General features: G+C 68.1%; 17 protein-coding genes and 1 pseudogene. 13 read left to right on the top strand and 5 right to left on the bottom strand.

The features are described from left to right. Window positions 1–13: 13 nt before the first annotated feature. Window positions 14–739, top strand: coding sequence for a hypothetical protein (locus tag CLV68_RS29535; protein ID WP_121394285.1), 726 nt, complete (start codon window positions 14–16; stop codon window positions 737–739). 231 nt (window positions 740–970) lie between these two features. Here CLV68_RS29535 and CLV68_RS33555 read toward each other — a convergent pair whose 3' ends face one another. After that, complete coding sequence (locus tag CLV68_RS33555; protein WP_147460214.1) at window positions 971–1,867, bottom strand: hypothetical protein; 897 nt, start codon at window positions 1,865–1,867, stop codon at window positions 971–973. Then, window positions 1,860–2,300: an RNA polymerase sigma factor gene (locus CLV68_RS29530; protein WP_121394284.1), complete on the bottom strand. Its 441-nt coding sequence runs from the start codon at window positions 2,298–2,300 to the stop codon at window positions 1,860–1,862. The genes CLV68_RS33555 and CLV68_RS29530 overlap by 8 nt, the downstream gene beginning before the upstream one ends. A 621-nt stretch (window positions 2,301–2,921) precedes the next feature. On the opposite strand from CLV68_RS29530, the gene CLV68_RS29520 reads away from it, so the two are divergent. The 5 genes from CLV68_RS29520 to CLV68_RS33550 all read left to right on the top strand — a co-directional run bounded on the left by CLV68_RS29520 (window position 2,922) and on the right by CLV68_RS33550 (window position 8,161). Continuing rightward, on the top strand, window positions 2,922–3,524 hold the full coding sequence (locus CLV68_RS29520; RefSeq protein WP_121394282.1) for an outer membrane protein assembly factor BamB family protein: 603 nt from the start codon (window positions 2,922–2,924) through the stop codon (window positions 3,522–3,524). A 6-nt stretch (window positions 3,525–3,530) separates the two neighbouring features. Further along, window positions 3,531–3,707, top strand: coding sequence for a hypothetical protein (locus tag CLV68_RS34340; RefSeq protein WP_170224659.1), 177 nt, complete (start codon window positions 3,531–3,533; stop codon window positions 3,705–3,707). A gap of 208 nt (window positions 3,708–3,915) precedes the next feature. Next, on the top strand, window positions 3,916–5,385 hold the full coding sequence (locus tag CLV68_RS29515; RefSeq protein ID WP_342772825.1) for an AlbA family DNA-binding domain-containing protein: 1,470 nt from the start codon (window positions 3,916–3,918) through the stop codon (window positions 5,383–5,385). Window positions 5,386–5,389: 4 nt separating this feature from the next. Continuing rightward, entirely contained in the window at window positions 5,390–6,268 is an 879-nt protein-coding gene (locus tag CLV68_RS29510; RefSeq protein ID WP_147460212.1) for a hypothetical protein, read from the top strand. A 1,185-nt stretch (window positions 6,269–7,453) separates the two neighbouring features. Continuing rightward, entirely contained in the window at window positions 7,454–8,161 is a 708-nt protein-coding gene (locus tag CLV68_RS33550) for a hypothetical protein (RefSeq protein WP_147460211.1), read from the top strand. A 337-nt stretch (window positions 8,162–8,498) separates the two neighbouring features. On the opposite strand, the gene CLV68_RS29500 is transcribed toward CLV68_RS33550, so the two are convergent. Continuing rightward, the gene (locus CLV68_RS29500; RefSeq protein ID WP_121394278.1) at window positions 8,499–8,699 is read right to left on the bottom strand and encodes a hypothetical protein; all 201 of its coding nucleotides are present in this window, start codon (window positions 8,697–8,699) and stop codon (window positions 8,499–8,501) included. A 163-nt stretch (window positions 8,700–8,862) separates the two neighbouring features. Next, window positions 8,863–9,090, bottom strand: a pseudogene (locus CLV68_RS36085) (VG15 protein); the annotation flags it as partial. 537 nt (window positions 9,091–9,627) lie between these two features. On the opposite strand from CLV68_RS36085, the gene CLV68_RS29490 reads away from it, so the two are divergent. From CLV68_RS29490 to CLV68_RS29470, 5 genes are all read left to right on the top strand, one after another. Then, complete coding sequence (locus tag CLV68_RS29490) at window positions 9,628–9,921, top strand: hypothetical protein (RefSeq protein WP_121394277.1); 294 nt, start codon at window positions 9,628–9,630, stop codon at window positions 9,919–9,921. Window positions 9,922–10,201: 280 nt separating this feature from the next. Next, the gene (locus CLV68_RS29485; protein ID WP_121394276.1) at window positions 10,202–12,385 is read left to right on the top strand and encodes an NACHT domain-containing protein; all 2,184 of its coding nucleotides are present in this window, start codon (window positions 10,202–10,204) and stop codon (window positions 12,383–12,385) included. 682 nt (window positions 12,386–13,067) lie between these two features. After that, window positions 13,068–13,403, top strand: coding sequence for a pentapeptide repeat-containing protein (locus CLV68_RS29480; protein WP_121394275.1), 336 nt, complete (start codon window positions 13,068–13,070; stop codon window positions 13,401–13,403). Between the two features lie 204 nt (window positions 13,404–13,607). Next, complete coding sequence (locus tag CLV68_RS29475) at window positions 13,608–13,922, top strand: hypothetical protein (protein WP_147460210.1); 315 nt, start codon at window positions 13,608–13,610, stop codon at window positions 13,920–13,922. Continuing rightward, entirely contained in the window at window positions 13,882–15,897 is a 2,016-nt protein-coding gene (locus tag CLV68_RS29470; RefSeq protein ID WP_246010179.1) for an NACHT domain-containing protein, read from the top strand. Before CLV68_RS29475 ends, CLV68_RS29470 begins: the two co-directional genes overlap by 41 nt. 727 nt (window positions 15,898–16,624) lie before the next feature. Here CLV68_RS29470 and CLV68_RS29465 read toward each other — a convergent pair. Then, window positions 16,625–16,894 carry a M50 family metallopeptidase gene (locus CLV68_RS29465; RefSeq protein ID WP_170224658.1) on the bottom strand — a complete coding sequence of 90 codons (270 nt, stop codon included), beginning with the start codon at window positions 16,892–16,894 and terminating at the stop codon, window positions 16,625–16,627. Between the two features lie 999 nt (window positions 16,895–17,893). On the opposite strand from CLV68_RS29465, the gene CLV68_RS29460 reads away from it, so the two are divergent. After that, on the top strand, window positions 17,894–19,570 hold the full coding sequence (locus tag CLV68_RS29460; RefSeq protein WP_147460209.1) for a condensation domain-containing protein: 1,677 nt from the start codon (window positions 17,894–17,896) through the stop codon (window positions 19,568–19,570). A gap of 70 nt (window positions 19,571–19,640) precedes the next feature. Then, the gene (locus CLV68_RS35820) at window positions 19,641–22,163 is read left to right on the top strand and encodes a BREX system ATP-binding domain-containing protein (protein WP_121394270.1); all 2,523 of its coding nucleotides are present in this window, start codon (window positions 19,641–19,643) and stop codon (window positions 22,161–22,163) included. Window positions 22,164–22,203 lie beyond the last annotated feature (40 nt).

Below are 22,203 nucleotides of genomic sequence, written 5' to 3'. Positions count from 1 at the left end.
GCCCGTCTCCGAAGTGGAGTCGGCGCGGCGGGCAGCCGCGCTCGCCGTGTTCGACCACGGCCTGTTGGTGGTCGACTGGAACGACCTCGACCAGCACCGGGGTGTGCTTGCCCGCATCCAGCACTACGACAACCTGTACCCCCACGACCACCTCTGGACCGCGCTGCTCGACTGGACCGACCAAGCCCGTGCACTAAGCGGCTGGGCACCACGCCCCCATAGGTCCGGCGCCACCTGCCACCCCGTCGACCGTGCCACCGGCGAGCCCGTCGACGCCGCCCTCGCGTGGGCAGAGGTGTGGGCGGGCAAGGTCATCGCCGCCCGCTTCATCGACAACCGCGACCGGCTCGCCGAACTCGCCGCCGAACTCCTGCACACCCGACACAAGTACCCTGAGCGGGCCGCGCGTCTGGTCTACGTCACGCTCCAGCTCGCCATCGACCTGGCCAAGGCCGCCCCGTTCGCCCGCGCGACCAAGAACGTCGACCAACAGCCCACACGCGAGGCTGACCAGCCCGTGAGGTGCGGATCCGGTCGCCGTCGCGCGGTATCCAGTCGGGTCCCGCACTCGCGGGGCCCGACTCGCATCAGGCCAGCAGTGTGCAACTGGATGGCGGCCGCGACAGGTCGGGCAAAGTCCGCCGCTCCAGATCAACCTCAACACCCGCAAGCCAGCACGGCGGCGATCACCGGTCGAGGGCGCTCAACGCGACGCGCGCCGCGTAGCTTGCGGCCATGACGACAATGAAGAAGAACACAACGAATACGGCGGTCAACCAGAGCGTGGACAGCTCCCAGATACGAGAGGGTTGTCTCGCCGTCTGCGCCTCGCCTGTCGAGCTGGCTTCGTAGTACTGGGATGAATGGCTTACCAGGGCAATGGCCCACGTGGACCACGCGGGGATTCGGGCAAGATCCCGTGTGCGTTTGCGGCCACGCCACCAACTTCCAGCGACGTTCCGTCATACGGTCACGACAGCGAGTAAGCGATCCTTACTGCTTTATGGTCTCCGACGGTTCCCGCCACTTGAAGGCGCACTGTGGCGCCTTCTCGCGTGCGGATGCAGTACCAAGAACCTGGAGGTCCAACAGGAACCTTGGTGATGACGCCGGTATCAGGCTTGACTCTTACGACGTCCAAGCACTGCTGATAGGTGGGCTCGCCATTCCACGGCACGGCATATTCTCGAACCTCGAAGTTCTGATAATCCTTCCCTTGATAGGGAAAGTAGATATCCCAGCTAGATTTCAACGAGTCGGAGTCCGGCATTCCCGTCTTCGCCATTTCAAGGTCGGCAACATGGTCCGAGTTCCCGCCAATACTAATAGTCACGGGTTCGCCGAAGGTCACGGTGTTCGGAACCGTCGTGATTGTCATATCTGGAGTGACCGTTGCCGCCGTGTGCGGTGTGGTCGTCACTGTTGCGCCCGGTGTGGCCGCTGGCGCAGATGTTGCGGTAGTGGGTGCCCGCGTCGAAGCGGCTGACCTCGCGGCACCGGCCTGCGAACTGGCAATGTTGTCCACCGCGAGGTTGAGCGACATTGCTATGGCAATGATCCCAGCCACGAGTACGCCTACCTCGGCCCACACACGTGACGACGCATGTCGCGATTTGTGCTTCCCGGGTCGCAAGATCTGGACGGGGTTGGTCGACCGTGACGCTGTGAGAATGGCCGCCAAACCCGCGTCGAGATCGAGCACTGGGTCCAGATCGCTGAGACAAGCGCGGACACGGCGAGGCAGGTGCGCATCGGCGAGTCCACCGTCAAGGTCCAGCATGCGGTCCAGGTCCGCGCACAGGGTGGCCAGATCCGCAGCGAGGCGTTGATCCAACGTCTCGTCGTGGTTGTCGATGCGCTCATTCATCCGCTGCCTCCCCCTGACCAGCCTCAGCCTTGATGAGAGCGTTACGCGCTTGGTAGAGGATCGACCGCACCGCTTGGGGTGTGAGGTTCAGTTCCGAGGCGATCTCAGTGGGGGTGTACTCGAACATGGTCCACGCCATCACCTGACGCTGGCGTGGTGCCAGGCGTCGGATCTGCATCATGAGGTCATCCCGCCGCTCCCAGTGCTCGATGCCGGACTGCCCAGGACGCAGCAAGGGAGAGATCCCCTGTTCGTCGGTAGGGCTTTCTCGAACGGAGCTCATCGCCCGCACCAAATCGCGGGAGACGGTGCGAAACATCCACGGGCGGGGTGAGACGACCTCTGGCCACCGCCGATAGAGTGTGATCATGGCCTGTTGAACGAGATCAGCGGCCAACGCGGCATCGGCGCCCTGCACGACGAGAAATGCCACCAAAGGCTTCGTCCACGTCCGGTAGAACGTCTCGAACTCATCGTCCCAGTCCTTACCAGGCTCATCACCTCGGGCCGCGGCACGGGGAATGCGGCTTTGTCTAGGCCCGTTCACCGGCCACGTCCCCGTGGGCTGGCGACCAGCCGTACCCGCAACCGGCTGCCGTCCGCACGCACATCGTCGATCTCCACCTCACCACCGCTGCCAAGCCCACTTACGAACTCTCGCACCGTCTGCTGACGACCACGGTCCCGCGCCGCCCGGTACCCCAGCCGCGCCAACAGCCCCAACAGCGCAAGGACCTGCGGCACCACCACCCACACCACTGTCTCCACCACACACCAACCCATCCTCACGGCCCGCCTCCGCGATATCACCTCGGCGCTGCACCACACCTAAGAGGATCTCCAGCCCCGCGCCGTGAGTTCGCCAACCCGAACATCACCTCAACGGACCAAGCTCCTCGCAAGCGAGCTGATCGCGCTGCGGGCGTCAGTCGCGACCTCGATCACGGACTCCGTCAGCGCTCTCGGCGTCTAGGGCGACCGCGCGCCAGTTCGAGCATGGTGGCCGAAGCTGCAGGTCAACCGCACATGATGCGAGCCCGCGGACCAAGGGCCGATGGGCACCAACGCTGACCCGGGCAACACCTTCTCACTTCCAACATGCTGTCGCAGCGGTCTGCGAACATCAACGATCACCTGCACCCACACCTGTCACCCGCCGCGGGAACTACGCGAGGACAACGCCGCCACGGGCGAACCGATGTGGGCGGCGGAGGTCGGCCCCGGTCGGGACATCCGGGTCAAGGGCGGGTTGGTCCTGATCGAGGGCGCACCCGTCCCCGATGTCGTCCTGGACCCCGCCGACGGCCGTCAACTCTGGCGCAGCCCCGGGACCACCACCAAGCAGGTCCGGCTCTTCGACGACGTCGTGCTGATCTCCTACGACTCCGAGACCGTCATGCTGGAGCGGAAAACCGGCGCCGAGCTGTGGCGAACCCCCGAGGTGGTGACGGTCCAAGAGGGCACCCTCGTGCAGGAGGGCAGCGGCCGGACCTGGTCGGTGCCCGACCCGCGCACCGGGGTCGCGAAGTGGGCCACCGCGCGCGACGAGTTCAGCAACGCCACGGTCGCGGCGAAGCTCGTGCTGATCACCCAGGACCAGGACGGGCCGGGTGACACGGTGACCGCCTACGACCTGGTCACCGGTGCCCAGGGCTGACGGAACGTGGTCCCCCGGACCGAGCGGGCGCACGCCGTCCGGCTCTCCGACACCACCGAGGTAGTCGCGAAGAACAACGAGACCGGCGATCACCACCGCCTGCGCGCTACTGCTGCCCAACTCACCGCCGTCCGCCGCCGCGGCGAGTCGCCCTGCCCATCGAACTCCCCACCCACAACCTGACCCACGCCACCCAACCCTGGAAGTGATGGCTAACTTGACCGGTGCTGGCGCCCCACAGGCCCAAACGTGCTCCGTGCCCAATCATGGTTCCGCTAAGCTGATCCGTGATCCGCGTGGCCACGGGCCGAGCTTCGCAGAGGTGCGGTTGGAGGACCGGGGTATGGCTGTGGTGGTCGAGCCCATCGTCACCGAGGAGAAGTTGCGCGCGGTGCTCGCCGAGCAGTGCGAGCAGGCGGCCTTGGACTACAAGCAGCCGCTCGATCTCGGCGAGCGCGGCGAATTGATCGAGTTCGCCAAGGACGTCGCCGCCATGCGGTCCAACCCGACAGGGGGCTACATCGTCGTCGGTGCCGACGACAGGGGCGACGTGGTCGCCGGCCTGACGCCCGGCCTCGCCGCGCATTTCGACGAGGCCACGCTGCGCCCGAAGCTGGGAAAGTTCCTTACCTCACCGGAGATCCACGCCGCCTGCCATGAGATCGACGGCCACACCGTCGCGTTGGTGTACGTCGCCCCCGCCCCTAACGGGTGGTGCGTCATCCACACCACCGGCGAATACACCGACACCAAAGGCCGCGACAAGACAGTGTTCCGCGCGGGCGACGTGTTCGTTCGACACGGCACCAGCAGCGAGCGTTGGAACGACACCGACGTCGACCGCCTCCTCACTCAAGCCATCACCCAGCGCAAAGACGCGTGGCGTCGAGAACTGGCCTCCGACCTCGCCGCGCAAGCCACCACCGGCGCGACGCTGCGGAACCTGACGAACCTGCCCGCCGCTTCCTTGTCCTGGGACATCGACGCCGCCACCTTCGAGGACCTGGTCACCGAACTGCTGCGCCGCGACGACGATGTCGCGCTGGGCCGTCTGCTCTCCCGAGCAGGCAACGACGTCGCCGGACTCCTCGACACCGATCCCGACGAGCTGCGGCGTCTGCTCGACCGGATCAGCACCATCGCGGCCCTGGCGATCGATCACGACCGCACTCGCTGGGTCGACCGCTCCGTCACCACGCTGCTCAGCGCCTACGAACTCGGCTTCGATAACGAAAGTAGCCCTCGCGACGGTGCCGCAGTGGTCTGGCTCTGGCTCGACATCATCACCCAGGTCTATGCCCTAGGCGCCCTCGCCGTCCGCAGGAGCGCCTGGACCACAGTGAGGTTGCTGGCTGACCGCCGCCCCGACGCGGAGCCGTTCAACCACTACGGAAGCTGGCTACGCCACGCCGTTACCACGGCCGCCCGGGCAAGCATCTTCGACAACGAGGCCACGGCCGGGCTGCTCGCCCGCGCCCACAACATTATCCGCGCCAATCCCGCCCTGCACCCGGACCGACCCGCCGAGCAGCCCGCGATCCTCAACAGCCTCTGCCAGTTCGACGTTTACGGCGCCTTGGTCGTGATCGGCGCGCGCGGCACGATCGACTCCGCGAACTTCTACACCAACTTCGCCCGCTACTACTCCGCCCGCAGCGCACCCGCCTTCGAGACCATCGTGTCCGACCCTGCTGTCCGCAACATCCTGTTCGTCGGCGACGACCAACTCCTCGCTGACGCGATAAGGGAGATCGCGAGCTTGGCTTCCCATGAGGGCTGGAAGTTCAACGGCTTCACCGGACTCGACTCCCCGGCCGTCGCCGCGTTCATCGCAGCTCACGTCACACCGGACCGAGGATGAGCCGTTGAGCCCGAGGCGATTCTCGGGGGCGTCGTGCGTGCTGTGCCATCAGCGCGAGTCGACGCCCACCGGGGAGCACGTGTGGCCGTCCTGGCTGCTGAGGAAGCTCTTCCCGCCAAACGACGGCCCGTACTCGGTGGAACGCAAGGGGCCGGGTGAGATCCCGGACGTGGTGTGGCAGGGCAGCTCCTTCAACCGGGTCAAGCTGCCGTGTTGCGCTGCCTGCAACGGCCGTCTCAACACACGGTTCGAGGCGGCCTGCCGCGGCGTGGTTGAACGTTTGGTGGGCCAGCACGACGACCCTGTGCTCGACACCGACGACACAGGACGGCTCGGGCTGTGGCTGGTGAAGACCACTCTCCTACTCAGCCACCCGGCCGCGGTGAACTCCTCCGGCACCATCCCTGCCGAACGATGGGACGCCGACCGGCTCCCCCAAAACGACCTCTACGCCTGGCTCACCAACGACGGCCCCCCGCCCGACGGCCTGTCAGCCTGGCTCTCCCGAGTCGATGCCGACGCCGTCGCACGCCAGCACCAACCGCTGATGTCGCTGCCCACCGTCGTCGCCGACGGCCAGAACACCCACTTTCTGGTCCGTAGCCAGGGATTCCTCACGTGGGAGATCACCCTGCTCTACCACCCCGGCTGGCCCGTCACCCACCCACTCGAACCCGCTGGCCAGTCGGCCCGGGTATGGCCGCCACGCACTGAGCCACTGGATCTCGACGCACTGCCCGCGATCGACAGGTACGCCGTCGCCTGGGCCCACGGTCCGGAACTGTGGTTCGCCGAGGGAACCTACAGACCCGACACGTTGCCGCCCCTCACCGACGTTGGCACCGGACACCAGATCCCAGGGGTCATCTTCGCGCGTCCCTGACCCGCACCGGCAAGAGCGCCGACGGTCCGGCCGCCGCGACCGGGCAGGCTGCTGACCGTCGACGGCAACGCGCGGGCGGGCCACGGTGAGGCCAGGAGCGTGCCGAGGTCGTTGCGGACCGCGCACGGCAGCGGCAACGACAGTCCGACGACGCGCAGACCCCCGCTGGGTCCGCTAGGGACAGCACCAGCGCTTCGGGGAGGGTGAAATCGCTGACCACGCCGGCAACCACCACGTCGACCACGGTCTTGGTGCGCGTCTTGACCCATGCCGAGGTGCGGGTGGCTTTGGCGACACGCCCGCGCAGCGAAGTGACCACCCTTCGCAGCCAGGCGCGGGTTTGAGCGCGGAAGGTGTGCCCCCACACCAGGCCCTGCCTGGTCGTGGGACCTCGTCCCGGCGATGGCCCGGTCGACGACGAACTCGAAGCCGTGGTGCTGCCCCAGCGACGCCAGGTGCAGCACGCTCTCGGCCTCGCTGTCGCCGACGTACGGATGTAGCGCCGACCATCCGGAACCTGGACCTTGTTCAGCACCCGACGCGCCTCGATCAGCGCGCCCCCCGCAGGTTGCCCAGCGCGTTGCCGATCGTCACGTTCTAGGTGGCACCGGTCCGGGTGCTCAGGCAGCGCCGCGCCAGGCCGCGGGCGACGGCCTTGGTCTGCGGGCGCAGGAGCTTGGCCCACTGGTCGATGTCGAAGTCGTTCTGCTCGTCGGTGAGCTTGACCGCAGAGTAGAAGGTAACGGCGATCTTGCGCTCCTTGTACTCGTCGAAGACGATGCCGCTGGAGCGGTTGTTACGCTAGGCGTACTCGTGGAAGGGCAGGACGTCCTCGACGTGACGGTGACGGTGTCGTCCTCGGCGCCGTTGAATTGGTCGACGCCTTCCTTGCGGAACAGGTTCGGGATGACGAGCTCCTGCTCCAGCATCCCGACCGCTGTCGCGGCTAGCTTCTCGGGCTTGACGACGCGGTGCTATGCCGTAGACACTCTGTTGCTCCTTCGGGCATAAGATGGAAAGCCAAGTGGGAGAAAGTTGTGAGCAAGGCTCAGAAACTTGCACTGCCAGCGGTTTCTCTTCGGACCGCTCGGGTCGGCCAGCAGCGCGCGCAATCGAGTCGGACAGGAAGGGCGACGTTTGAACCCCAGGAGTGCGACCGAGTGCGTCATCCTCGCCGCCGTCGGCGTGGCCTACATTGGGCAGATTCTTGGCCAAGACTCAATCTTCTGGACCACACTGGGAGTTTGTTCGGCCTTGCTTGTGGCATTCACTCAGTTGATTGACACAAGGCCCCGCGCGGTCGCGATTGCGCCAGAAGAAACTCGGGATGCAACCGTGCGCCTAGCGCCGGGTCATCTGAACCCAGTTGCCCATTCTTCGGAGAGTCAAGGATTTCCTTGGCTCGCAGTTGTCGCGCTGATCGGCGGCGGCGGGCTATATTGGCTCTACACGCAAACCGCTGGCGAGGTGGATGACAACAGAAGCGAGATCGCCTCATTGCCAAGCGCATGTGTAGCGGTTGATGGCGAACTTGCCGATCACTTCAAGATTGCACTTCCCGGCAAGTCCACAGACAAACTTTCGCTTGGGACACCGAATCGTTGCGACTGGAAGCAACCCGACGAGTCGGGTTCCCAATCCTACCGGGTTAGATACGATCCACACAAGATCCTTCCCCTAGGGACCGAGGATACTGTCAGCGAAGGCGTCAAAGCCTTTACGTTCAGGCAATACGAAAATGGCGAAGAGATCTGCGACGTCAGTTGGTCAACATCCTTCGGCTTCACTCAAGCTCCGGTATATTTCAAACTGGAAGGAGAGAAGGTCGCGCAAGATTCTTGTGCGATAGCCATGGAATGGGCAAAGGCGATATATCCACGTCTGCCTCACTGAGGCTATCGGCGGGTTCGTCGTGCGACCTTGCGCCGGTCCATCTCGCCGTCGTCGCCGTCGTCCGGGGTGAGGCCGCCGCCGAAAGTTGGTGGGCGGGGCTGGCTGGACGAGCGCGGCGAGGGTCCTCGCGTCGGCCTCCAGTTCGTCGACCCTCGTCCCGCGCAGGCGTGCGGCCATTTCGTCAGGGAGTTCGTGTTTGGCGGCGACCTTGGTGCGGAGCAGCTCGGTCTCCAGCTCGGTGAGCTTGGTGGTCAGCTCGGCCGCGGTGGCCCCGTACTCCTCTGGCGTCGCCACAGCCTCAAGGGACTTCTGCGCCTCGCGGAGCTGGGTGCGGTAGTTAGGCGGCCTCGCCGCGGACCTTGGTGAGCTCCTTGCGCGCCCAGTCCGGCAGGCCATCCTCACCAATCACCGTCGAGGTCGGGGCACCCCCGCCGGGAGCCTCGCTGCCCTCGGAGGTCTGGGTGGTCCCGTCTGTCTGGCTGGTCGCCGGGTGTCTGGTCCTCCCGTGCTGCGGCTGGGTCTCGGTGGACTCGGGCACGGATCGCCTCCTGGACGGTCACGAGGGAGCGGAAGCGGCCTGCTCTCGCGTGGCACGGGCGGCGGCTCGTTGTTCCTGGCGGGTGTAGCGGCGCCACGCGCTTACCGCGACCTTGCCGCTCAGGCCCCTTGGTGACCTTCGGCCACAGGGCCTTGTAACGGCGGTTCAACGCGGTCAACAACGAGGTGGCGAACTGCTCGCGGCTGTAGATGATTTCCGCGCAGCAGTGGCAGTTGTCGTGGTACTTGTCGCCATCGACATAGGTCGCGGAGCGCAGGGAGCGGTATGTCGCGCCACGCGAGATCAACATCGCGCACCACCCGCACGGGTTCCGGTGCGCTAGAGCCTGACATAGCCGATGGCCCGCCGGTCCCGGTCGACGGTCGACCACGTGGTGCTCCTGGCACCGTTCGTGGCGATCCGCTCCGCAGCGGCGGCGTGGCGCGCACCGGCCTGTCGGTGCGCAGTTCAAGCTCGGGGAGATGGGCGTCGTGCTGGATGAAAGTCGCTGTAGCCAGCTCGTGTCGGTCAGACCGAGGTCGGTCACAGTCACCGAACATCACCAGTTCCGCGACCCGCTAGCCTGCCACCTGTGCAGGCCCCTCTGTGGTTGACCAGCGCGTGGAGATCGCCGATCACCCCGACCTGACCGGCGCCGAGGTTTGCGTCGACACCAACCCCACCAGGTCGCCGGGGGCGGCTTGTGACACCTGCTGCCCGACGGCACGGTGTTCTACCGCCAACGCGACGATGTCGACGGCACCCGACCATGCAAGTCCGTCCTGTCCGCAGACGAGATCCGCACGTCCACCGTCGCCGGAGGATGGCGCCGACTCACCGACCACAACACCCGCCGCCCGCGGAGCGCTCACCGCCTCGGACCAGGTTACGGTCACTCCAGGAACCACAAAAGGAAGAGGTAGACGGGATGAGCAACGCACGCGCGCGGTCTCCGCCGATCGCCGAGGGACAGAGGATGCTGCTCGAGCTCGTCGGGGTGCTCGGCGCCACTGCCGAGGGCGAGGTCACCGACGCCGTCGACGACGCCCTGCAGCACATCGTGGGTGTCGGCGGGGACCTGGTGCTGGTGGATCTCACCGCCGTCACCCGACTCGGCACACTCGGGCTCGCCACCCTGCTACGCGCCCAAGAGGCCGCCGAGGAGATCCGCGGCATCGACCTCGCGATCAACGCGCCACCGGCCAGTATCGCAGTGCGTTAGCTCGCGGGAAGCAGACTGGCTGCCATGCTGCCCGGCTACGACACCGTCGACCACGCCCTCGCCGCGCTCCCTCGCAACCCCGCGTAACTGGTCAGGGGCGAGCCCACGGCCACGAACCACGACACCGTCTCTCAGACCGTGCCCCACCCGGCAGGGAGCAGTCGAGCGTCGCCCAGACCCGGTCAGGGCTGGACGGCTGGGGTAGCTCATCTATCCGGACGCGGATGTATTCCTGCGGGGCCGGTGTGACGGCGTACGGCGCATTGGCGATCATGAAGACATGCGACGCCGGTGGATGTGGGTTGGGTTGGCCATGCCGACCGTCGGGTTGGGGTGGTGGGTGCTGCAGGTGACACTGCTCACGGACACCGAACGCACCAACGCCAGCGGGTATGGCCAGTTCGTCCTAGCGGCCGCGGGCCTGCTGCTCACCGCCGGCGGACTCGTGGCGGACCGCCGCGACGCGACGCGTAACACTCCCAGCCTGGACGAGGTGGCCGACGCGCTGGCGGTGGCCACCCGGACACAGTGGACCGCGGCCGCCGCCGACCGCAGGCTGCTGCATCCGGTGCCGCTGCCGATCCGCTGGCGCCGCAGCCCACTCTCCGTCGCGGGCCCGGTATCCGCAGCCACCACGCCGCGAGTGGGCGCGTTCGCTCCACCTCCGGGCCTGGACCGCGTCACCCCGGCCCAGGTGCGGGAGGGCACCCACCGCACCTTGCACCGTCTCTACGGCGGACTGGCTTCCGGGAGGCTGATCATCACCGGCGGACCCGGCGCGGGGAAGAGTTCCGCCGCCATCCTGCTGCTGCTGCAAGCCCTCGACTTCCGCGACCACACCCCCACCGACCAGCGCGCCCAAGTCCCGGTCCCGGTCCTGTTCACCCTCACCGGCTGGGACCCGGCCAACCAGACCGTGCGCGACTGGCTGGCCGACAAACTCGCCGAGTTCGCCTCCCTGTCCAGGCGCCATGGTCGACAGCGTGCGGTGGACCTGCTCACCGCCGGGCGAATCGCAGTCTTCCTCGATGGGCTCGACGAAATCGCCGAAGACCTCCGCCCCACGGTGCTGCACGCGCTCGCCGAGCAAGCCACCTTCCGGCTGGTCCTGCTCACCCGCACCGACGAACTCGCGGCCGCCACAACCGTCCGCATACTCACCGGGGCCGCCTGCGTCGAACTACGTCCCCTCACCCCGGTGGACGCCGCGACCTACCTGCGGCACAGCCTGCCCGACCCCCCGCCCCCCACCTGGCAACACCTCCTGGACTCCCTCACCCCCAGCGGCACCAATCCCTTGGGCGCCGCGTTGACCAACCCGCTGACCATCACCCTGCTCCGCGACACCTACCACCCACCACCCCCACCCCACTCACCACTGGGCACACCCGACGAACTACTCGACACCACCCGCTTCCCCACCCCCCAGGCGGTTACCGACCACCTCCTCGACCATGCCATCACCGTCGCCTACACACCCAGACCGGGCAACCCGCCACCCCGCTACACCCCCGACACCGTCCGCCACACCCTCACCGTCATCGCCCACCACCTCCACCAGGCCAACACCCGTGACCTGCACTGGTGGCACATCCCAGGCTGGATACCCCAACCACACCGCACACTCCTAGTGGCTATCCCAACCGCACTCGTGTTCGGGCCCTTGGTCGGGCTCGGGGCCGGGGGGATAGGTGGGCTCGCGTTCGGGCTCGTGGTCGGGTTGGTAGGCGGGCTCATGGTCGGGTTGGCAGGCGGGCTCGCGGCCGGGCTCACTCCGGCCCAACTCGCCTCGTTCAAAGGGCTGCGCGTGCCGTGGCGATCAACCCTCGAGTTCGGGCTCTTGGTCGGGCTCGTGTCCGGATTCGCGGGCGGCCGAGCGTTCGGGCCCTTGGTCGCGCTCGTAGGCGAACTCGGGGTCGGGTTGGCTTCCGGGCTCATAGACGCGGTAGGGATGGGATTCCAAGAACAGGGCTCCATGCAAGGGCTGAGCCCGATCAGGCAATATGGTGACGACCTAACGTTCGGGCTCGTGAGCGGGCTGGTGTTCGGGCTGGCTTTAGGGCCCGTGAGCGGGCTGGTGCTCGGGTTGGATCTCAGGCTCGGGAGCGGGCTCGCGTTCGGGCTCACGGTTGGGTTGGTAGGCGGGCTCGCGTTCGGGCTCGCGTTCGGGTTGTTGCATTCGAGCGCTTGGCGCTTCGCCCTCAGCGCCCTCTACCTCGCTCGCAAGCACCGCATTCCCCTGCGACTGTTGAGGTTTCTCGACGACGCCCACGCACGCCACCTACTCCGCACGGTCGGCCCGGTCTACCAATTCCGACACGCGACCCTGCAAGACCGCCTCGCACCACGCACCACCCCCAAAAAAGGGAACGGAAGCGGTGAAGCGCGGGCCGATGGCGGTAACCGATCGCTCACGGTGGGCGAATCGACCTCGACAACCATGTCGGGGCACACCGGCCGGTAGAGGATCCGACCGCCGCGACCAAACAGGCCGGTGACCGTCGACGCCAGCGTGCGCGGCGGTTTGCCGGTGAGGGCCAGGAGCTCGCCGTCGACCACCACGTCCCCCAGCTCGGCGACCGCGGCCGCGACCTCGAGGAACCGCGCAGCGAGGTCGCGGCCGCCGCGCGACTGGATGACCCGGTCGCGGCGATCGCGGCGGCTCGCCACCAGTCAACCTTGGCCTCGAACGACCACATAGTCGGATCACGCGCCTAAGACACTGCGCGTGGGCTGCACTAGCGCGAACTCGATCGGCGGGACGAGTACCACCATTCCGCTGCCTCCAGCTCCCCCTGGACTGTCCACTGTGGAATATGGCGGACGGATGAGTGCCGGTGAGTGCCGGGCAGGCGACCGGATCAGGGATCGGCCGACCCCACGGCCGATCCTCGCACTCCCCCACCGGAACCTCGTCCATCGCGCGCAGGTACCGCACCAGATCGGGCGTCCACGGATCATGGACGACCAGGGCGATCCGACCGGTGGTGTTCTAGGCAATCGGGTGCTCGGCGTTCGGCGGCCTATGCACCCTCAGCGCCAGCGTCCGTCGGATCGGTCGCAGCGCCGTTGCCTCTTCGGTACACAGCGCGCGCCGCTGCTCGCTGACAAGCGGGTCGCCATGTCATTCATCCAGTCCACCAGAGATGGAGCCCACCATCCAAACCGTCCGATTCCGGGAGGCGATCTTCACCTGCGACGTCCAGTTCAGCCGCGCGACCTTCGACCGCAACGCGGACTTCGAGCGGGCGACCTTCCGCAGCGATGCCGTGTTCAGCGGGGCGGGCTTGCCAAGTGTGCGCTACACCGTGGCTGACACCCCGGCTCCGTGGACGACCTTCTCGGGTGCGCGATTCGAGGGTGGGGGACTTCCGGCGGAGGTGCCGCCGTTCCTGTCAGCACCGGATGTGCCAGGGCCGTCGGGCAAGCGCGCGGTGACCGGCGTGCCGTGTTCGACACCACCCAGCACGCTCAACCGGTAGAGCGACGTATTCGACGGTGACGAGTGCGCGAGAATTCGTGTTCCGCCTGCGTGGCCTGGTGCGATCCGCGCACGGGTTGGGGTGTCGTGCGCGATGCTGGGGGCATGATCGATCCGCAGACTGGTCCGCCGTCTACCGCCGATACCCGGCCCGGGCGGGTGCTGTCGTTGCCGGGGTGGGGTGCTCGTGGTCGGGTTCCCTGTGATGCTGCTGGTCGCGGTGGGCGCGGTGTGGCTGTTGCTGGGGCTCAGGGTGGATGGGGCCAAGCTGGACGTGATCCGCACCGGCGATGCGCTCGACGTGGGCTTGGGTGGGTTTCTGGCGTTGTGGTTGGCGGTGCGCAAGCAGCGGTCCACCACGGGTGTACCCCTTGTCACCGGCTCGGTGCGGGTAGGGATGATTGATCGTTATGACCGGTGGTTCAAGATCGGGATGGCTGTACGCGGTGGGCGCCGCAGGCTGCCTGGCGGTGGCGCTGATGGTGGGGTGGCAGCAGTTGCCGCGGATGCAGGTTGGTGATGTCGACCCGTTCTCGGCGGTAGTGGCGCTGGCGGCGCTGGCGGCGGCGCTGTGGTCGGGGCGCCAGTCGGTGCGAGCGGCTCAGTCGACGCCGGTGGCGGTGGTGGAGGTGGCCGCTCGGTTGGCCGATGAGGTGCGGCACCGTGAGGGGCGGACTCGAACTCAGTTGTTGGGCGGGGGAAGGCGCACGATCAACGTGGACTTCGACTTCCGGTCAGTTCCGGCCCATGGCGCCGACGACGCCGCCACCGCTGGCCGGCTGGCCGAAGTGGTGGACTACTACCAGGCGCTGCGGCCGCAGCGATTAGTGATCACCGGCGCGGCGGGCGCCGGTAAGACTGTGCTGGCGCTGGAGCTGCTGCTGGGGCTGTTGGAGGTCCGCAGCGCTGAGGACCCGGTGCCGGTGCGGATCCCGGCCACGGCCTGGGACATCGAGCGGCCGCTGCGCGACTGGCTGATCCAACATCTGATCGATGCCTACGGGCAGACCTCGCGCACCGCGCGGGCATTGGTCGACGCGGGCCGGATCCTGCCCGTGATCGACGGTCTCGACGAACTGGACGCAGAGCCCACCCCCGCCTACACCTCCAACGCCGCCCGCGCCATCGAGGCGTTGAACGCCTACCAGCACGGCAGGCAAGCCGCACCGCTGGTGCTGACCTGCCGCACCTTGCACTACCAGGCGCTGACCGACGTCGATGTCTGGACCCACGAAGCGGCCCTGGTCACGATCCGCGCGGTGGACTCCGACAAAGCGCGGGCGTTCATCCTGTCCAGGGTCGACACCCCCGGCCGGTGGAAGGCGGTGCTGTCCACCCTGCAACACCATCCTGACGGGCCGCTGGCCGAGGGCCTATCCACGCCGTGGCGGCTCTCGCTGGCCACCGTCGTCTACGAGCAGCGCGATCGCACCGGCGCCCACATCCGCGATCCCGACGACCTGATCGCTGTAGCCGTCACCGGCGACCCGACTGCGGTACGCGATCACCTCTTGGCCCACTTCATCCCCGCCGCCACCGCCGTCTACACGACGGCGTCCAACACCGAACCGCCCTACACCGCCGAGCAGATCCACCAGTGGCTTGCGGTACTCGCCGGATACCTGCATCACAACGCCACCACCGGACGCGCCGTCGGCGACGTGCCGCTCTCGGGCACCGACCTGGTGCTCCACCAACTGTGGCCCCTCGGCGGGATCAACCGCGTCCGCGGCACCGTAATAGCTATGACCGCCCTGCTCTGGCTCATCGCCACCGCGATTCTGCTGACCCGCAACGGGATCGGCTTCAGTCCCGGCCAGATATACGGCTTCACTAGCGCCATGCTCCTCATCGTTCCTCTCGCTTACACCTCTTGGCGGGAGCTCTGGCCAGTACCACTTCGAATCAACACACGCCAATTTCACACCAACAAAGGCCGCCACCAACTCGCGGGCTTCTGCCTCACGTTCGGGCTCGCGACTGGGCTCTCGGCTGGGCTCGCGGGCTGGCTGTTCGGGCCTGCGGACGGGCTCGCAGGCGGGCTCGCAGGCGGGCTCGCGGTCGGGCTCACGCTTGGGCTCGCGCTCGGGCTCACGCGCGGGACCCCGTGGGAACACCACGACGCCGCGTCCGGCACGTGGGATCCACGTGAAATCGTCAGACAGGACTTCGCGCTCACGCTTGGGCTCGGCCTAGTGTTCTGGCTCATGATCTGGCTCACGATCGGGCTCACGCCAGCGGTAATTTTGGGGCTTATGCTCGGGTCTGGTTCCCTGGCCGGATTAGGATTCGGGGGAACGGGAATCCGTTATGCGGCGTTGTTGCTGTGCACACGCGATCTGTTCACGTCCCGACCACTGCCCTGGCGACTCAGCCGGTTCCTGCACTGGTGCTATCACACCGGGCTGATCCGACAGGCTGGCATCGGCTACCAGTTCCGCCACCGCGAACTCCAGGACCACCTCGCCCAACACCCACACCCAACCACCCCATGACCCACCTCAGACCGATGGAAGCACCTCGCCTCAAAGCTAACGGTCTCGGCACTGGTCGCAACGCGCTCGGCCAGGACATGACCCGGCGAGATCGACGTGGTCGTGGCTCGGATCTAGCGATGCAGAGGCTCGTGCCGGTGGCGACGCGCGACATACAGCGGCCCCAAACGAGATTCCGCGTTCGCGTAGCAGCGCGGCCCGCGTCGTCTGATCGAGTGATCATCAGCGTGGCGGAGTGCCACGCGCGAACATGATCGACCGGTCGCGTGCCGGTGCCCCGTTTGAGGAAGATGTCGAACACGATGAGCCTGCCATCCGATTCCGTGTCGGAACCCTCGGCTACCACGAAGGCATCCAGCAAGCCGATGGCCGAGCTGCGGCGCTTGCTCAGGTCCGTGTTCTCGTTCCTGTCCGCACCACCTCGGATCGCGGCTGCGGTGTTGGCGATCGTGGCCTGTTGGCCGTCCTGTTGGGCTGGATCGGCAACCTCGGCGGCGGGGGTATCGCCTCGGGACTGCGGCCGGTCCCGCTGTTCGGCGCGTGTGCTCTCACCGCGTTTGCTGTCGCCGCCGCGTGTCTGCCCCGTGTGGCCTACAACTGGGCGGGACACCCGTGGTCTCCGCCAGGTCGGCGGCGTCGTCGTGCCCGGACTCACCGCCGTGCCAACGAGCACGGACCAGCATCCACCCTCCGGCGCATTCCCGACCAGCAGCAACCAGGTCGCGGCCTAGGCGACCGTTTGCTGCATCTGCGGGCCGGTCCACCACAAAGTGGCGAACGCGGCACCGACCACGACCACGACCACGACCACGACCACGACCACGACCAGCAGATTCTGACTCAAGGCCAGCAAGAGCAGCATCACCAGCACGACCACAGCCATGACCATCGGCGCTCGTCCCCGGTCAAACAGCTCGGCGAACCACCAGCCGACTAACGGCGGGGTGGCGTACCCGGCCGCGGTGGGTGACCGTGTCCGACAATCTGGACTCCCCACCAGACGCGCGTGCTGCCTGGAGTGGGCTCTGCTGATCTCGATCGTGGGACCCCGCAATCGGTGAGTACTCCAGCCAGGCCATGCCCGAACTCGTGCACGATCGTCGAAGGCCGGTCAGCCGGCAACGGCCTGGCGCCTCCGGCTATCGCGAGCCCCGACCGCCAACGTCGCCCCGGTCATCACTATCAAAGCCGGGGACGGCGCGAAAACCGTGCTGCCCAGCAGCTCCAGAACTCGTCGGGGTCCTGATCGAGCTGGGTCTGCTTCGGAAGGCGACACCGTGCCCGCGGGCACCGCTACCGAAAGTTGATCACGCAACCAATATGGGTGACGTTGCCGACGTTTCATCGTCAAGACGCGCACGTCACCGTTCACCCCGACCACGTGATGAACGTCGCGGGCCTAGACCACGTTGCCGGGCACGTCGCCGTCGACGTGCTCGGCGCGCGCTGCAATGTCGGGCGTCCTGTTCATCGAGTTCATCTCCCTGGGAGTTCGGCTGTTGAATGTGCCGCGGCGGTGTCGATAGCGACACAGGCTTCGTTGCCCGCAGGCCGCATGGACGCCCCAGGCGCGAACGCGGATGCGCGGCCGAGCAGCGCGCCGACCCACCAGCGGAAGCGGGTACACCCAGTCCGGCCAGGCAGGTCGCCCGGCGGAGGCGGTGGCAGCCACTCCCAGCATCGCCACGCACCTCAGACCCATCGACGCTGACGTACCCAAGGACACGACCACCGCCCACGTCGGCTCGGCGACCTTCAGCAAACGGGCTTGGTCACCGACAGTCAACTCCAACGGCCACTTTCCAGGCCCCTGGACGGCCCGAATCAGGCTTGATAGTGTTCTAGGCATGATCATCTCACTACGAAGAGTAATATTTCAGGTGGGGATCGATCCCGTGTTTGCGTGCTCGAAATAGGGGATTTCCCCCATGTTCGGCGCAGGCGGGCTGCCTAGGGTCCAGCTGGGTTCGTCGCCGGGACGTGAGGGGTGTTCGCCATGACGGTGGGGCAGTCGGTGGCCACGCTGCCGGTGCGGTTCCGGGGGGCGCGGGGCGGGAGCGGTCCGGTGACGCTCGGGCAGCGCAACGTGCTGCGCTGGCTGGGGACGGACGGGGACCGGTCGGACGTCTTACCCGTGTTCGTGGAGCTGTCGCCGGGGCACACGGTCGCGGAGATCGTGGGGGCGCTCGGGGTGCTCGTCGCCAGGCACGAGGCGTTGCGGACGACGTTCGTGCTCGACTCGGCGGGCGGGCCGACGCAGCGGGTGCTGGTCGAGGGCGAGGTCGAGCTCCAGGTGTACGAGGCGGGCGGCGCCGACCTGGTCGGGTTCGTCGGGCAGCTGGTCTACCAGCAGCTCGGGGTGCCGTTCGACGTGGTCGCCGGGTTGCCGCTGCGGGTGCTGGTGGTGACCACGGACGAGGTGCCGACCGTCGCGGTGCTGCTGTTCTGCCACGTCGCGGTGGACGCGGCCGGGGCGGCGATCGTGGGCGAGCAGCTGCGGGCGCTGCTGGCCGGGCGCGACGACCTCGCCGAGGAGCGCGGGCACCAGCCGCTCGACCAGGCCGAGTGGGAGCAGTCCGAGGTGGGCAGGCGGCGCACCCGGTCGGCGTTGCGGTACTGGGACACCAGGCTGCGGCAGGTCCCGCAGGCGATGTGCGCGCTGCCCCCGCACCCGGCCGGGTCGCCGGGCAACCTGGAGCGGCGGATGGTGTCGACCGCGGCCGCTTCCGCGCTGCGGACCATAGTGGGCCGCACCGGCGCCAGTCACTCCAGTGTGGTGTTGGCCGCCGCGGCGGCACTGCTCGGTGTAAGGACCGCGACGCCGGACGGTGTCATCGTGTCGATCTGCGGTAACCGGTTCCGGTCAGCGTGGCGCGAGTATGTGGGTCCACTCGCGCAGGACGCCCTGGTTCCGTTCACCCTCGACGGGGACGCCACCTTCGACGAAGTGGTCCGTCAGGTACAGACGACCACCATCAACGCTTACCGCTACGCGCAGTTCGACTCGGTTGAGCTGTGGGAGGTCATCGACGCCGTTGGCCGTGAGCGTGGCACCTACTTCCACCGGGACGCGGTCTTCAACGACCTGGGTGCCACGTCAGCGTCAGCGGCGGTCGACGCGCCAGAGGATCCGGTAGCGGCCCTAGAGGACACGACCATAGAGCCCATGCCGGACCGGACACTGCCTACGGCGTTCCTGCTGACGTTAGGTGGCGTGAGTAGCACCGCGGCCGACATCCGACTGCACGTCGACACGTCCCGCTTCCCCGCGGACGAGGTCGACTCGGTGTTGCTGTCGCTGGAGCGGCTGCTGGTGACGGCGGCGACCGGGGCGGTGCGGGTGCGCGACATCGCCGCGGTGACCGGGGTGGCGCCGGTGGAGCGCGCCGAGCCGTGGCAGCGGGTGGACTCGTCCTGGGTGGACCCCAGGGAGGTCGGCGCCGCGGTGGCCGAGGCGGCGGGTGGCGCGGCGGTGCGGGTGGCGGTCGAGGACGGTCGGATCACCGCGGTGGTGTCCGATCCGGCGGCGACGCCCGCCGGGCTGCACGCCGGGGTGCTGGCGGCGCTGCCCGGTCGGCCGGGGGCGATGGCCCCGCACGACTATGTGATCCACGACATCCAGGGTCGTGTTCTGGAGTCCGGTTCGGGACGTCCGACCGCTGCCGCCGATTAAGCGGGTAACCTAAGATCGACAATCGAGATCGGCGATTCCGCCTTTCGATTGGCGATACTGGGGGTGGCGGATGGGCGGACCCGCTCGCGAGCCCCTCGCCGGTCGCGAGCAGGAACTTTCCGCACTCCGGCGGTCACTCGACGCGCTGGTCGCCGGGCAGTCGCTGGTGGTGGCGGTGCACGGGGAGCCGGGCGCGGGCAAGACCAGGCTGCTGTCCGAACTGGCCACCGCCGCCGATTCCTCGGGGGTCGCGGTGCGATTCGCCGAGGTGTCTCGACCGCCGAGCGAACGGATCTCCGAGCATTCCCCGTCGGTGCTGGTGATTGACGACGCGCACACCGTGAAATGGGCGGAATGGCTGGAATCGCTGCTGCGGGTCCCGCCGTCCGGCCCGGTGATCGTGGCGTTGGCGTACCGCGACGGCTGCCAGTGGTTACCCGCCGCGTTGGCGCGGTCGCCGTGGCAGGTGACGCGCCTGTCCCCCGGCCCATTGGACACGTCCGCTGTAGCCGCGCTCATGCCCGGTACACCCCGCCATGTCTGCGCGCAGCTAGTCGCTGCCAGCGGCGGTAACCCCCTCTACCTCTCGGCGCTGGCAGGGATATCGCCGGAGATAGTGCTCTCGGCGATTGACCCGCGTGGGCTCGGCGAGACTCCACTTCCGGACGCGGTGCTCGCGGTTGCCGCGAGTGAGATCCTCGCGTTAGACGAGGTGCAACGGGAAGTCGCGTACGCGGTAGCGGCGTCCGGCTTCCCCGCGGATCTCGACGTCGTTGTCCGGGCGGCAGGGGTACCAGAGGCGGTCGTGCTGCGCGCGCTCGACGACCTTGTCGCGATCGGACTTGTGCGCGCGCACGGCTCACGGATCGCGTTCCGGCATCAGTTGGTCCGGGCGGCCGCGTACCAGTCCGCCGGTGTCACCTGGCGAACGGCGGCGCATCGTCGCGCGGGTGAGTACCTGCGCGCCAAGGGCGGGCCGTTGCCGCTCCAGGCATTCCACGCCGCCCGCACGGCCACGTACGGCGATGTCGCCGCTGCCGCGACCCTGGCCAGTGCCGCCGAGGTGGTGCTCGACTCCGCGCCCGCGATCGCCGCGCGGTGGGTGGACCGGGCGATGCAGATACTGCCGCACGGCGCGGGTGAGCGACTCGTGCCTCTGCTGGGTCGCGCGCTAGGACTCGGCGGTGACCTCACCCGCGCGCGGGATGTCCTGCACCAAGCCTTGGCCACAAAGGATGAGCCTGAGGTGGTTCGTGCCTGTGCGCGCACCGAGCGGCTGTTAGGCCGGTACACCGAGGCAGAGGCTCTACTCGCTAGAGCCGACACACCTGGCACTGCCGCCGAACGCGCGGCGATCGCGGCCTTGCTCGACGACACCGAGAGCTGCGTCGTCCACGCGCGCCAGGCCATCGCCCAGGGCGACGAGGTCGCGGGCCACGTCCTGGTGGCACTGGCCTCGGTGCGTGCCGGGCTGCGCGCCGACGCGGGCGATGACGGCCACGACCCGTGGGCCGCGGTCCGGTTGGTGGACGGTTTGCCGGACGCGGCGGTCGGTGACCACTTGGCGGGCCTGGCCTGGGTGGAGCTGGCGCTGGACCGGTCCGCCGAGGCCGCCAGGCACGTGCGGCGCGGGCTCGACATCGCCCGTGGGACGGGGCGGCGGTCGAGCGTGCCCGAGTTGTTGGCCGTCGACGCGGCGCTGGCCCTGCGGTCCGGTCACCTCGACCGGGTCCGCACTAGTTGCGAGGAGGCGCGCGCGGTCGCGACGGCCATGGGCAGCGCCGAGCTCGCGGCGTTGGCGGCAGCGGTCGAGTTGTCGGCGGTGTTGTGGCAGAACGGGCCGGAAGAGGCGCTGGCGGCGGTCCCGGCGCCCCGGTCGCCGTGGTGGGGCGAGATCGCGGGTATGGCGGTGGCGGAGTCGCACCTGGTCGCGGGCGACTTCGCGGCGTGTGTGCGGCACATGGCGGACGCGGTCGGCGCTGACCTCGGCCGGGCGAGCGGGTGGGGCCGGGGGACGTGGGCGGCGCACCTCGCGGTCGCGCTGGTGGGACTTGACCGGGTCGATGAGGCGGCCGGGTTCGCCGAGGAGGCGGTGTCGCGAGGCAGCGCGATCGGCCACTACGCGCGGTCGCACGTGTTCGCCGCGCTAGGGCTATCCAGCGCTGCCAGGGACGAGGCAGTTCGCGCTATCTCCGGCGGACCGGTCCGGCAGGCACGAGCCAGGGAGTTGCTAGCCGAGCATCTAGCCGCCGGAGGCGATCTGGGCACCGCGCGCGTGGAGTTGGGTAAGGCCAAAGAGGGCTATCTGGCGTGTGGGGCGACGTGGTTGTCGACGCGCGTTCGGCTTACCGAGGCCAGGTTAGGCGCACGCGCGCCGCGGCCCCGTCGTCCACACGGGACGGTGGAGGCGTTGTCCGGGCGTGAGCTGGAGATCGCCGAGCTGGTGGCGACCGGGTTGACCAACCGCGAGGTCGCGACCCGGCTGTTCCTCAGCCGCAAGACCGTGGAGGGGCACCTGGCGCGGGTGTTCACCAAGCTGGGCGTCAAGTCCAGGATGGGTGTGGCCCAGCGGTTGGCCGCCCGCTCGTCGTGAGGGGACTGCCTCGCCCTAAGGGACTGTAAGGTTGCCCGGC

Origin of the sequence: Actinokineospora cianjurensis (assembly GCF_003663795.1) — a bacterium.
Taxonomy (GTDB): domain Bacteria; phylum Actinomycetota; class Actinomycetes; order Mycobacteriales; family Pseudonocardiaceae; genus Actinokineospora; species Actinokineospora terrae.
This window is presented reverse-complemented; position numbering and strand designations above follow the sequence as displayed.

Bases quoted from the DNA above. Each gene is read 5' to 3' on its own strand.
- CLV68_RS29485 (WP_121394276.1), top strand. From the start codon at position 10,202: ATGCGACGCCGGTGGATGTGGGTTGGGTTGGCCATGCCGACCGTCGGG.
- CLV68_RS35820 (WP_121394270.1), top strand. From the start codon at position 19,641: ATGGGCGGACCCGCTCGCGAGCCCCTCGCCGGTCGCGAGCAGGAACTT.
- CLV68_RS33555 (WP_147460214.1), bottom strand. From the start codon at position 1,867: ATGAATGAGCGCATCGACAACCACGACGAGACGTTGGATCAACGCCTC.
- CLV68_RS29470 (WP_246010179.1), top strand. From the start codon at position 13,882: ATGGTGGGGTGGCAGCAGTTGCCGCGGATGCAGGTTGGTGATGTCGAC.
- CLV68_RS29480 (WP_121394275.1), top strand. From the start codon at position 13,068: ATGGAGCCCACCATCCAAACCGTCCGATTCCGGGAGGCGATCTTCACC.
- CLV68_RS29475 (WP_147460210.1), top strand. From the start codon at position 13,608: ATGCTGCTGGTCGCGGTGGGCGCGGTGTGGCTGTTGCTGGGGCTCAGG.
- CLV68_RS29460 (WP_147460209.1), top strand. From the start codon at position 17,894: ATGACGGTGGGGCAGTCGGTGGCCACGCTGCCGGTGCGGTTCCGGGGG.
- CLV68_RS29520 (WP_121394282.1), top strand. From the start codon at position 2,922: ATGGGCACCAACGCTGACCCGGGCAACACCTTCTCACTTCCAACATGC.
- CLV68_RS29490 (WP_121394277.1), top strand. From the start codon at position 9,628: ATGAGCAACGCACGCGCGCGGTCTCCGCCGATCGCCGAGGGACAGAGG.